General features: G+C 46.4%; 14 protein-coding genes. All 14 read right to left on the minus strand.

Going from position 1 to position 12,672, the window contains the following annotated elements; all coding sequences use genetic code 11:
* Nucleotides 1–10 precede the first annotated feature (10 nt).
* The 14 genes from GO003_RS22085 to GO003_RS22145 all read right to left on the minus strand — a co-directional run bounded on the left by GO003_RS22085 (nt 11) and on the right by GO003_RS22145 (nt 12,672).
* A complete protein-coding gene (locus tag GO003_RS22085) occupies nt 11–1,084 on the minus strand; it encodes a phosphotransferase (RefSeq protein WP_159659045.1) in 1,074 nt (357 codons plus the stop codon).
* Between the two features lie 217 nt (nt 1,085–1,301).
* The gene (gene def, locus GO003_RS22090; protein WP_159659044.1) at nt 1,302–1,835 is read right to left on the minus strand and encodes a peptide deformylase; all 534 of its coding nucleotides are present in this window, start codon (nt 1,833–1,835) and stop codon (nt 1,302–1,304) included.
* Between the two features lie 14 nt (nt 1,836–1,849).
* Nucleotides 1,850–3,946: a polyphosphate kinase 1 gene (gene ppk1, locus GO003_RS22095; protein ID WP_159659087.1), complete on the minus strand. Its 2,097-nt coding sequence runs from the start codon at nt 3,944–3,946 to the stop codon at nt 1,850–1,852.
* Nucleotides 3,947–3,968: 22 nt separating this feature from the next.
* Nucleotides 3,969–4,628: a class I SAM-dependent methyltransferase gene (locus GO003_RS22100; protein ID WP_159659043.1), complete on the minus strand. Its 660-nt coding sequence runs from the start codon at nt 4,626–4,628 to the stop codon at nt 3,969–3,971.
* On the minus strand, nt 4,612–5,526 hold the full coding sequence (locus GO003_RS22105) for a 1-aminocyclopropane-1-carboxylate deaminase/D-cysteine desulfhydrase (RefSeq protein ID WP_159659042.1): 915 nt from the start codon (nt 5,524–5,526) through the stop codon (nt 4,612–4,614). Before GO003_RS22105 ends, GO003_RS22100 begins: the two co-directional genes overlap by 17 nt.
* Nucleotides 5,527–5,750: 224 nt before the next feature.
* Nucleotides 5,751–6,602 (minus strand): HsdR family type I site-specific deoxyribonuclease, encoded by an 852-nt coding sequence (locus GO003_RS22110; RefSeq protein WP_231089146.1) that lies wholly within the window; start codon nt 6,600–6,602, stop codon nt 5,751–5,753.
* 4 nt (nt 6,603–6,606) lie between these two features.
* A complete protein-coding gene (locus GO003_RS22115; RefSeq protein ID WP_231089147.1) occupies nt 6,607–8,757 on the minus strand; it encodes a type I restriction endonuclease subunit R in 2,151 nt (716 codons plus the stop codon).
* Between the two features lie 94 nt (nt 8,758–8,851).
* Nucleotides 8,852–8,983 (minus strand): hypothetical protein, encoded by a 132-nt coding sequence (locus tag GO003_RS26305; protein WP_269144443.1) that lies wholly within the window; start codon nt 8,981–8,983, stop codon nt 8,852–8,854.
* Entirely contained in the window at nt 8,976–9,494 is a 519-nt protein-coding gene (locus GO003_RS22120; RefSeq protein WP_159659041.1) for an REP-associated tyrosine transposase, read from the minus strand. The genes GO003_RS26305 and GO003_RS22120 overlap by 8 nt, the downstream gene beginning before the upstream one ends.
* 170 nt (nt 9,495–9,664) lie before the next feature.
* Nucleotides 9,665–10,975, minus strand: coding sequence for a restriction endonuclease subunit S (locus GO003_RS22125; protein WP_159659040.1), 1,311 nt, complete (start codon nt 10,973–10,975; stop codon nt 9,665–9,667).
* Nucleotides 10,968–11,174, minus strand: a complete 207-nt coding sequence (locus GO003_RS22130) for a hypothetical protein (protein ID WP_159659039.1) — start codon at nt 11,172–11,174, stop codon at nt 10,968–10,970. Before GO003_RS22130 ends, GO003_RS22125 begins: the two co-directional genes overlap by 8 nt.
* 60 nt (nt 11,175–11,234) lie before the next feature.
* Nucleotides 11,235–11,711 (minus strand): DUF3368 domain-containing protein, encoded by a 477-nt coding sequence (locus GO003_RS22135; protein WP_159659038.1) that lies wholly within the window; start codon nt 11,709–11,711, stop codon nt 11,235–11,237.
* The gene (locus GO003_RS22140; RefSeq protein ID WP_159659037.1) at nt 11,708–11,959 is read right to left on the minus strand and encodes a UPF0175 family protein; all 252 of its coding nucleotides are present in this window, start codon (nt 11,957–11,959) and stop codon (nt 11,708–11,710) included. The genes GO003_RS22135 and GO003_RS22140 overlap by 4 nt, the downstream gene beginning before the upstream one ends.
* 107 nt (nt 11,960–12,066) lie before the next feature.
* A complete protein-coding gene (locus GO003_RS22145; RefSeq protein ID WP_159659036.1) occupies nt 12,067–12,672 on the minus strand; it encodes a GNAT family N-acetyltransferase in 606 nt (201 codons plus the stop codon).

The raw sequence follows: 12,672 nt of genomic DNA on the forward strand, positions 1-12,672 counted from the left end.
ATTTAATGATCTAAATCGGTAAGGTCTCAAATGAATCCAGCTCTTCTAACGCAATGGCACTTCGTCGGATCAGCTCAAGATTGATACCTTTTTCCATCATACCACCGACCGCCAACGTTACGACCATGGCTTCGAAAGGATAGACCAGATGAGCCCGATAGCGATTAAGCAATTGATTAAAATTCATCCCAATACCGCCTTGTTCTTGAAGAACCTGGTAATAGGTAAATAACAGTGAAGCTTCGTGGCGTCGTCTTATCTCGGGTTCCAGAGCCGTGGCTAGAAAATAGGCAATATCACTGACACCCTCGCCTATTCGAACTAATTGCCAATCTAAAAAACCGGGAAAAGTATGGTGCCAAAATAAATTACCGGGATGGCAGTCGTGATGAATAAGGGTTTTAGGGCCTTGATTGAGAAATTTCATGACTTTACGCCGGTTTTTAGCGTAATTAAGCGCCAAAGGACGGCAATGCGGAGGCACAACATCTGTGGCCAATCTTAACCCACGCTTCATTAAGGGCACTGCCAGCGCAGAACCAAGCCAGTCCTCCAATCGTCTTACCGAACCGGCCAGCCATAGGTATCCCTGTGGATTAATATTTATTTTATTGTGAAAATGCGCATGAAAATGTGCCAGTTGTTTAACCACTAATTTGGCTTGTTCAGGACTTAAAGTATCTTCGGGATTTCCCGGAATAGATCCGGCTTCAGTGACATCGGTTAAAACCAGAGTCGCACCTTTACCGGGTTTGCTCTGTCCAGCCAGAACACAGGGCCGGTTAACGGGAAGCGTATGAGCAATTTCTTTGTAAAAGCGGACTTCTGTTTGTAACAACTGGGGTAACGCTGTAATTAGCCGTGCACGCCAATTCAAGGAAGGAAACTTGACAAACCAAAGCCTAGGAAAAGATTCAGGACCGTTATGATCCACAGCAACGCGCATTCGCGTGGTTGTCCCTGTTTCAACCGATACGACCTTGACTTCATTCACCTCTCCATCATGATGATGCTTATTAAGTATCGTTTGAGCCCAAGCAACCGTTAAATCGCTGGGATTACGAAGAATGATATCTTTTTCCATGATGATTTTTATTGTTTTTTTTCTTATTGAAGAAGATTATTGGGGGTAAAAATTTGTACTTTCGTTTCAAGAATAAAAAGTATATTAGAATAGTGTGATTTTTTCTGAAAACCGGCGAGAAAAACTGACGTATCTGGATCTGCTGTTCGGAAAACAGCAGGGATGTTCACATGTTTTTTGGCAAAATGCTGGAGAGAACTGCTTTTTAGAGTAAAAGCTAAGCCATCAGTTTGAGGTACTCTTGTTCGCTGTAGATATCACGGTTGTTCTCAACGCGGTCAAGATACACTGTCCCGTTCAAATGATCGTATTCATGTTGAAAAACGCGCGCAACAAAATGGTCCAGGTTCATTATTTTCAAGCCACCTTGATTATCAAGATAACGGACGGTTAAACTCAAATGGCGAGGGACTTGCGCACGAATACCGGGGATGCTTAAACACCCTTCCCAACCTTTTTCCATTTCATCAGAGAAATCCGTGATTTCCGGATTGATCATGATTGTAGGCTCCATATCCGGCGCATTTGGATAGCGTGGCGTTGGGCGCGAGGCGATTACAACCACTCTCACCGGTTCTCCGATTTGCGGTGCTGCCAGGCCCACACCCTGAGTGGAAGCCAAGGTACAGAGCATCTCTTCCATAATTTTTTTAACCTTGGGATCGGCGACATTGTCTACAGGTGCTGCAATTTCACGCAATACCGGCGCGCCTAATTGAGCTATCTCTCTAATCTGGTTCTCAGTTTTCATGTCACAAACCCACGTTAATTTTGCAACGATTGAAGAAGTTCACTTTGTGCCCGAACTTCTTCCTGACCATCACCCGGGGTCAATTGCATATAACACCCATCCGATTGGAGTTGCCAGGCTTGGCAATTATCGCTTAGATAAAGCGCCAAATCGTTCCGGATACGCTGATGCAGTTTTTTATTTTCAATTGGAAAACAGGCTTCAACTCGGCGGAACATGTTGCGATTCATAATATCGGCACTGGATACGAAAATCTCCTGATTGCCATCATTTTCAAACGCATAAACCCGGGCATGCTCCAGAAACCGGCCGATAATCGAACGCACCTCAATATTGTCTGAGACACCGGGTATGCCGGGTCGCAGGCAACAAATACCGCGTACGATCAGTTGCACTTTGACACCGGCCTGAGAGGCTCGATAAAGCGCCTTGATCAGCTGCTCTTCAACGACGGCATTAACCTTTATGATGATGCCGCTTGTTTTGCCTTTATTGGCATGATGAATTTCCCGCTCAATTTTTTCCATCAAGCCACTGTGCAGAGTAAATGGTGATTGTAATAGTTTATTGAGTTTAGTGACTTTACCCAAACTGGTTAATTGTGCAAAGACGCGCCTGACATCTTCACCCAACTCTTTATCGCAGGAAAACAAACCGTAATCGGTATAAAGCAACGCGGTTTTAGGATGATAATTGCCGCTACCAAGATGGACATAATTACGCAGCTTTTTTCCTTCCTTTCTGAGGACCAGACACATTTTTGCATGCGTTTTGTAACCCACCACACCGTACACGACATGAACGGCGGCTTCCTGAAGCTTTGAAGCCAAATTGATATTGGCTTTTTCATCAAACCGGGCCATCAATTCAATCACCACCGTCACTTCTTTTCCGGCTCTGGCCGCTTTTACCAGCGCGCTGACGATCGGAGAATCAACACCGGTTCGGTAAAGCGTTTGTTTGATTGCCAACACATCAGGGTCTGCGGCGGCCTGTCTGATAAATTCGACTACCGGTAAAAAGGATTCAAACGGATGGTGAAGCAAAATGTCATTTTTATCAATCGCATTGAATATTTCTTTGTTTCTGGCCAATTGCGGCGGAACAGCCGGTTTGAATGGCGTAAATTTAAGCTCCGGTCTTTCGACAAGATCGATGATTTCACGCAAGCGGTTCAGATTTACCGGACCATCGACCAGATACAGCCGGTCGCGAGTCAGTTCGAATCGCGCCATCAAAAAATTAACGGTTTCCTCTGGACATTTTGCATCAATTTCAAGCCTTACTTCGTCGCCGTAATTACGCATGGCCAGTTCGCCTTCAACGGCCAATAGCAGATCATCGATGGCATCATCGTCAACAAAAAAATCACTGTTACGCGTCACTCTGAATTGATAGCACCCTTTAACATTCATGCCGTTAAACAATTGATCGACAAACGAATGAATTATCGATGATAAAAAAACGAATTCGTGCTGTCCACTGTCCGTTTCCGGAGGAAACTGAATAATGCGCGGTAACGCTCTGGGTGCCTGAAGAACTGCCCTGCCGCTGTTTCTACCGAACGCATCTTTCCCGGTTAACGAAATAATAAAATTTAAACTTTTATTCAAAATACGCGGAAAGGGATGCGCCGAGTCCAGACCGACCGGCGTCAAGATAGGCATTAATTCTTCATTAAAATAATTTTCCAGCCATTTGTGCTGTTTGGATGTCCATTCCTTGCGGCGAATAAAACGAATATTTTCATCTTTTAGCGCTGGAATCAAAATTTCGTTTAGCACACGGTATTGCTCGTCAACCAGCTGATGGGCTTTTACCGAGATACGATCCAGCTGTTCATGCGGCGTTACTCCGTCCAACCCGATGGCCTTGGGATTCATACTGGACATTTCCAGTAAGCTGGCGACCCGGACTTCAAAAAACTCATCCATATTCGAACAGGAAATGCACAAGTAATTTAAACGCTCAAGCAAGGGAACCCGCTCATCTTTTGCCTGCGCCAAAACCCGGACATTGAATTCAAGCAGACTCGATTCACGGTTAATATACAGCTCATACGCATCAAGATTGACAGGAGCATGGGTCTCGCTAACTTTTTCGTGTTCCATTTTTTTCTCTATATGCAAACGGTCAGGCAACAAGGCCGGAAATAAACACATGTCGATCGCTAACGACCTCGACATTGAAATTCAATTGCGCTTGTTTCAGTTGTTCTTCTATTTCTTCAAGGGTAAATGCAGCCAACAAAGAATGATAAAAATCATGTTTCAAAATAGCAGGTTCTTCTGCAGAACAGTGCTCAACTATTTCAAATGCCGCCTGTTGAGTTGCTGGTCTGACCAGATCCATCACGGCAACCTGCGTTCCTGCCCGTGAATAAGCTTTAATGACCTGCCAAAGCACTTGAGGTTCCGGCAAGTGATGCAAAAGACTGTTACTGAATATGAGATCGTAGTCCGGGCAAGGCAGCGAAACCTGGGGCAATTTTGCGTGGATAAATTCAATACGCCCCAATACGTCGGCAGGTAAATGACGCGCAGCAAAGCTCAGCATCGGAAGCGACCCGTCAACCGCATGCAAACCGGCCTTTTGATACGTTTTTATGAAACGGGCGGCAATATCGCCGGGACCGCAGCCTAAATCCAGCGCCATACCGCAAAATGATTCAGCCGAAACCCGTTGCTGCAACAGTTCGATAAAACGATTGTGGGGGATGGAAAAATCGGCCAAAGCATAAGCTTCCACTTGCGCTGGATCCAGCATCAATTCCGGTTCAGTTTGTCGTAGCATCAGCTGTAATTCCTCTGTTCCCTTGCATTCCACCAGTATGAATGGCAATTATTTTTTGACCGGGTGGAATATTACGCTTTTTTATCAAATCATAAAGACCAAACATCATTTTTGCCGTATAAACCCGATCCAGTTCAATCCCATTTGTGTCAGTAAAAGCCGACATAAAATCAGTCAGTGCCGGTTTTGTTTTGGCAAATCCCCCAAAATGGTAATCGGTGTTGATACGCCAATTTGAGCGAGGGACTGACAGCCGTTTTGTAATATCATCAACTAAAAAATGACCGCCTTTCAGGGCAGAAAACCCTAAAATTTGAGACGTCAAGGGTGCCGATTCTATTACCCCTGCCATCGTTGTGCCGGTTCCGCAGGGTACACAAATCATGTCATAGTCCAGATCTATTTCGGCAACCGATTCAGCCACGCCTTGCAACGCCCATTTTAAAGCCCCACCCTCCGGCAGCCAATATTCACTCGGTTTTAAGCCAGGCAGCGAATTCCATTCAGCGTAATTTCTAAGCTCTCGGTAATCTGACCTCGATATAAAGGTCAGTTCCATTCCCCAGTCAGTCAGATCGTCCAGCGTAGGATTGGCATGAGGCTCTCCTCTTATAAATGCTGCAGTTGCCAAACCTAATTTTTTTCCAGTGTACGCCAAGGCATGAAGATGATTGGAAAAAGGACCGCCCATACTGATTATTTTTTGAGCGTTCAATGAAAGCGCATGATTCAGAATATATTTGAGCTTACGCCATTTATTACCGGAAATTATAGGATGCAGTAAGTCGTCACGTTTTAAATACAACTGGATGTCATGAGAAATCAGAAGAGGCTCCTTGATTTGAGTCAAAACTGAACGGTTAAAACTCCCTTCCAATTCCAATAACTGCTCGTGCATGTTTAAAATTTTTATCCTGGCGTTCATAAAGGCTTGGGCATCACCCCGGAAAATGAAAGGCCGTTGTAGGGAGGATAAGGCGCCTGCCGCATCCGCCAATGCGTTAACGGACTGACTACGTTGGGTTGGCTATGGATCAACTGCAACCTACGTTAATACCTGTCGAGCAACGACTCACCTTTTATATATCCGGCATTATAAACAAAGGCCATTTGAATAAGCTATCAAGCAACCATTTGCCGTAAACTCTGCTGCATAGCGGCTTTAAATGCAGGATCGTTGGTTAACAGTTTATAGAGCTCCAGTTCATTGCGTCGATTCTTAAGTATCACGTCTTCAAATATCTTCTCAAACGCCAATTGCCGGGTATGAACATCGGGGTTGTTTTGATATTTTTCCAGGAAATCAGGGTGGGCCTTGATACCGTCGGCGATAATGATGAACTTGATGCGCTGTTCTTCCGGCGTTGCCCCCCAGCCCTGGAACCAGCGTTCATTAAAACTGCGGATGATCTCATCTAACAAGTCGCGTTCTTCGTCGCTACCATGGACACCCCGAGGATTAGGATTTTGTGGCTCCACTTCGGTTTCGCCGGCATCCAGACCAATGCTATGATTAAGTTTGACGCGTTGCAAACCATAAGACGACAAATCCACAGATTCCAGCAATGCGTCAATCTGATTCGCATTCGGGTCGCTCACGACCAATTTAGGAATCAGAAATTTCAGGAACCAGAATAACTTCTCCCAAACGACAATTTCAAACGGGATGATAGAGGCCATTTGGCCATAGATTTTGACGAACTGTTTCGCCTTAATCTTGAAATCAGCCTTTTGCAGGTCGGTTAACTCTAATTCGCTGTTGAAACGGGATGCAGCCCTGTCAATAAGCGGGCTCAGCCGCTGGGCATCGGCATTATCAAAATACAGTTGAATAAACTGCTCAACTTCATGCCACTCGTAGACACCCTCATCATCGAGTGAGTCTTTTAGTTCGTGTAAGACATTGACATCCGTGGCTTCCGATAATCGCGTGGCGGTATAGAACGGATCGAAAGCCATTTTAATATCGTCCACCGAATTAAAGAAATCCAGAATGAATAAATCTTCGGTTTTTCTTGCCCCACTTGGGCGCTGCCCGGTTCAAGCGCGACAAGGCTTGCACCGCCAAAACCCATTGCAGCTTTTTATCGACATACATCGCGCACAGATTGGGCTGATCGAATCCGGTCAAATATTTGTTGGCCACAATCAACAAACGGTACTCGTCTTTATCGAAAGTGTCGCGGGTTTCGTTTTCTGCAAAGCCGTTCATCTGAGCCTCGCTGTACTCGATGCCATCCACTTCTTTGGTGCCGGAAAAGGCAATGACCACTTTGAACGGATTACCTCGCTCGTTCAATAGCCGGTTAATCGCCTGGTAATAGCGAATGGCTGCTTCGATATTCTGAGTAATCACCATACCCTTGGCTTTGCCTTTCATTTTTTTGCTGTTGACCACCTGCGGAATGAAATGATCAAGCATGATTTCCGCTTTGATAGCAATGGTCTGCTGATGGCGTTCGACAAAGCTACGCAGCTTTTTCTGCGCTTTGGCACTGTCAAACAACGGATTATCAGCGATGGATTTCTGGATCTCGTAATAGCTTTTATAGGTAGTGTAATTGGCCAGCACGTCCAGGATAAAGCCTTCTTCAATCGCCTGTTTCATCGAATACAGATGAAAAGGCTCAAAGCTGCCATCCGCTTGTTTAACGCCGAATTTTTCCAACGTGGTGTTTTTCGGCGTCGCGGTAAAGGCAAAATAGGAGGCATTACCACGCATCCGTCTTGATTCCATGGCTTGCAGAATTTTATCCTGCACATCCACCACCGCTTCCTCAATTTGCTCGGTTTTGCCCATCGTCCGGTTCATGTTGTCATGGGCAGAACCACTCTGTGAGCTGTGCGCCTCATCGATAATCACGGCAAAGCGCTTGTCGCTCAGATCGGCGATGCCGTCAATAATAAAAGGAAATTTCTGGATGGTCGTGATGATGATTTTCTTGCCTTGCTCCAGGGCGCTTTTCAACTCCGAAGACTTGAACGCCGGGGCGACAATGTTTTTGACTTCGGAAAAATCTTTGATGTTTTCACGCAGCTGCCTATCCAGCAGCCGACGGTCGGTGACGACAATGACCGAATCGAACAACGGTTTTTCGGTATTAGCCGGATATACCTCTATCAATTGATACGCCGCCCAGGTAATGGAGTTGGATTTTCCCGAACCCGCCGAGTGTTGAATCAAATAAGTTTGCCCTACGCCGTTTTGACTGGCATGCGCCACCAGTTTACGTACCACATCCAGCTGATGGTAACGCGGAAAAAATAAGCTGCGTTTATCCAACGGCTCTTTACTACTGCCGTCCAGTCGCACGAAATGCTGAATGATGTTGGCGACACTGTCTTTACTGAACACCTCCTGCCATAAATAAGCGCTTTTGTGGCCGTTGGGATTGGGCGGATTACCGGCACCGTAGTTGTGGCCCTTGTTGAACGGCAAAAAGAAGGTACTGGATCCTGCCAGCTTGGTGGTCATGTAGATTTCATCGGTATCGACCGCCATATGCACCAGACAGCGGCCGAATTGCAGTAAAGGCTGGTTAATGTCACGATCTTCACGGTATTGTTTCTGGCCGTGATAACGGGCGCTTTGGCCGGTCCAGGGATTTTTCAGCTCCAGCGTGGCAAACGGCAGACCGTTGATAAACAGCACCAGATCGATTTCTTCCAGCGTATTGCTCAAGGAATAGCGCACCTGGCGAGTACTGCTGAAAATATTGTCGGCAAAGTTCTGCTTCACTTTCTCGGAACTGCTGGCCAGCGGTGCCGGATACATCAGCTGAAAATTAGCATCGTCGATACTCAGGCCTTTCTTCAGCAAATGCAACAGGCCGTATTTTTTGATCAGCCTATCGAAGCGTTCCAACACTTTAAGCTGCCAATCGCCGCCGTGCTTTTGCAACTTTTCCAGCTCTTTAGGCTGGGTATGTTCCAGAAACGCCCAAAAGCATTGACTGTCGACAGCATAACGGGCATTGAAATCCTGCGGCAAGCCGAGTTGGTAACCGTGGTTGGAGCTGAACGGCAGATCTCCATGGTCGGCAACACCCTTTTGCGCTTCCAGACAGGTACCGGTCAGCTGCTTTTCAATGGCGATTTCCAGTTCTTTCTCGGTGGTTTTGCTGACCATAGCACTCACTTGCTAAATAAAAGGGCATTTGCAGAGCACGGGCGCTCCACAAACGGGTTTGTTGAATCCGCGGAGTCCATAAAACAGTCGGACATCAATCATCATCAAATGAAAACATGTCATCCCCAAAATGGCTTATAGCGAGGTAGGCCTGAATAAGCGCAGCGTTTCCGGCAAGCGCTTCGTCATAAAGTGTTATTGATCGATCCAGTAAATCGCTAATCATGATAAAGGTCACTGACATCGCTTGTTACCCTGCCTCCCCAATTGGGCGCATACCAACCAAGACGCACGAAGCGCTTGAACGAGCTATACGGCCATTCACCCGGCGTGGCCGTTAAACCATGTTTAACCGGATTAAAATGGATGTAATCCAAATGATTGTGAAAATCGGCGTCATCGCGCAAACAATGCTCATAAAATCGCGGCTGCCAAACCATTTTCGAGCCATTGATTTTGACCTTGGTAGGAACACGCCGAGAGAATGCCGTTTTCACCATTTGCCAGCGGGTAGAAAAATCGGCATCACCACAAGGCAAACTCCACAAACAATGCAAATGGTCGGGCAGTATCACCGCAGCCAAAAGCTCGAAAGGCCGTTTGTTTTTCACTTCTCGGAATGCCTGGCGAAGCAATATCACACGTTGTTCATCGGCAAAAATTGCCTGTCTTCGATAACAAACCAACGTAAAGAAATACGTGCCTCCTGGAATGTACAAACGTCGATAATTACTCATAAAACAACCTTAGGAATCAGATGAAACGACAGCGCATGGGTGCCAAAATCCTTGCCATATCCAATACAGCTTTCGCTTACGCACAAAATTGTAGGCCGGAATAAGCGATAGTGTTTCAGGCAAATACCTAAATCGCCGGAAACGCTATCGCTTATTCCGGCCTACCGGGTCTAAGTAACCTCAGGTACGCGAATTTTTCCAGTGACAGCGCTGTTGATCAGCGTGGTTTTGTATTCCTTGAGTTTGGTGATTTGTTGTTGCTGGATAGCAATGGCTTGGTCGATTTTAGTGGATTGGGTTTCGATGTGGGTGACGATGGCCGTTTGTTCCTCAATGGACGGAACGACAGTCATCAATTGCTTAAACTCATTCCAATACAGTCTTTTCCGAAAATCGGTAATTCCTTTTGAATATCTGTCCATTTGTTGAATAAATTCAGGACAACGATATTGATACTCAAAGTATGAAGAAACTATTATTTGGTTCGGTGTGGCAATGATATAGGCAGGGCTAACCATACCTTTAACTGCCACTGCACCAATTGCCCCCTGCCAAGCTCGCATCATATTAAAGACAATGTCGCCGGGTTGAACCATGTTGTATTTGGTCTTATCTTCAATTTTGATTCGGCCACGGATATTTTCTTCATCAGAGATTTCTTCTGAAGAAACAGCCGTATGAATTGAAACGGATAATAGAGGCAATCCTTCTTTACCCGGTTCAATTCGTTGCCTGAATAAAGCACGGTTTGCCAGTACCACCCAATGCACCGGAATCTCGCCGATCCATTCCACACCGGAATTGCGCATCGGTACGTTGGGGTCAAGACCACGGGTGACGGCGTTTTGAATCAGGATTTGCTTGTGCTCTTTCAGCAAGGCAATTTGTTGTTCTTTGATCGCTACGGCTTGGTCAATTTGCGCGGTTTTACGATCCAAAAAAGCGGCGATGGCGGTTTGTTCTGGATTTGGTGGCAACAAAGACCAAACATTAAAAAAATCTTCGGTGTAAAGTCTTAAACGACTTTCTATAACTCCTGATGATCTCCGTTTGTATTCAGCCTTATATAAATCTGTTCGTAATAAATAATGAAAATAACGCTTACAATCTTCAGTAACTAATCGGTAAACCGAATATGCAGGGCTTGTGATTCCAGCGAATGGCGAAAACCCCAAGCTTCCGTTCCAAGCAAGCATGATATTGCTAACAAGGTCGTCTTTTGAAACTTTTTTATAGCCCTCTAATGATTCAGCATTAGTAAGCAACTTACCTTCTTCGATTTTGTCTGATTTTTTTGTGACCCCTGTATATTGGGATACAGACAACAGATCCTCTATTCCATTATTACTCCTTTCATTAATCTCAGTGAAAAGATATTTTGTTCTTTTGACTATCCAATGATCCGGAATCTCCCCCAACCATTCCACCCCGGAATCCTTATAAGCCTCGTAAGTCGGCAAAGCCGCCAGCTGTTCAATCATCGTTTGCCTCGTCGCTCTGTGGCGGCAGAATAGTTCGTAGGCCAGAATAAGCCGATAGGCGTTTCTGGCATTGGCAACCTTTGCCGGAAACGCTGCGCTTATTCCGGCCTACAGTCTGCGTCGGAATCTCCCCCAACCATTCCACACCGGAATCCTTATAAGCCTCGTAAGTGGGCATTTCTGCCAGTTGCTCAATCATCGTCCGCCTCATCCGTTTTGCTCAGCAATTGCGCCTCTTTGTCCATCCGCCATCCGCAGATCAAATCTCACCGGCCAATTCCAGAACAGTCGTGATCAAATCAGGGCTCAGGTAAATATCCGATTGCTCGATTTGTCTGAGCAAGGGCGCAACTTCCGGCAATATGCCTTTGGCTTTGGCGGCTAGCAAAATGCCTAGTGAGCCGATGGTGTCGATTTGATTGATCTTTGCCACTTTGCGGCCCCGCCGGTCATCGATCAATAATTTATCCGCCGATAGTTGCTTGTAAAGCACCATTGCCTCGGTTTCTCCGGCGTCGGCGAAGGCATCCAAAAACACATAATTGCGTAAATCGACTTTATGAACCTTTCCTTGCAAAAACTGTTTGAGGGCTTGAGCTTGTTGCTTATCGGGCCGGGTTGCTTCCCAATATACGGTCTCCGGTACCGCCACGCTGGCAAATAATTGCTCTAACAAATGCAAACTGTCGCAGACCGACAAGGCCACCAATGCGGAACAATCCGCGACCAAAATCATACCGATTGCATCCCGGCAACTTCATCCAGTAATTCCTGCGGGCTGATGTCGATGACCGGGACTTGATTTTGTTTACAGGCTGCCATGAAGTCGTAAATATCCAGATGAGCCAGTTCCGCGGCCTTGGTAATGGTGACCTTGGCATTTTTGAATAGCCACAATGAATAGCTCAAACGCATGTCTTTCTCGATGTCGGCAACGGATTGAAAGTTGACGAAATCATTGGGGAGGTCGATGGCGATTTGCATAGTGTCTTCCTTATTGGCCTGCTGTTAAACAGACTTTGTAAGTTAAAAAGTAGCCAATTAGGTACGCAGTGCGTTCCGAATTGGTTAGGTTAGTGCTTGTTGGATGGCTATTCATCATGTTGTGACGACAGTATGGATTTGGGTGACACTGTCTCCTGATTTGTCAGCGACAACGGCTCGTCGAAATCGTCGGCAATCCAGATTTTTCCATGATGTTCGTCAACCGTTCGCGTCGTTGAAGACCGTTTCAACGACAAAATCAAGGTCATAGGCTGTGTTGGGGATGCAACAAAACCATGGTGTTGATAAAAAGCTTGCGCCTCGGCGGACAAAGCATGCACCAGCAAGCCGCGTATGCCGAGTATATCGCCGGCTTGCAGGGTGCGTAATACGGCGTCTTGCAGCAGGGCAACGCCAAGACCGCGCCCCTGGTAAGACTGATCGACGGCAAGGCGGCCCAATACGGCGATGGGTAAGGGGGCGGGCATGTTACGGCGCATTGCTGGCGGCGCTTCGTTTAACGCCAGTGCACCGGAAGCCAGAGAGTAATAGCCAACCACCATCTCCCCCGCCGCCACGACATAGGTACGCGATGCGCCACTGATTTGGTTGGGCCTTGCGCGGCGTTTGAGCCAATCGTCCAAACTGGCCACCCCACAGCTAAAATTACCTAGCTGATGCGGTGCGGACAACAAAACCAGTTCGGACAGCAT

The organism is Methylicorpusculum oleiharenae (genome assembly GCF_009828925.2).
In the GTDB taxonomy this organism is placed as follows: domain Bacteria; phylum Pseudomonadota; class Gammaproteobacteria; order Methylococcales; family Methylomonadaceae; genus Methylicorpusculum; species Methylicorpusculum oleiharenae.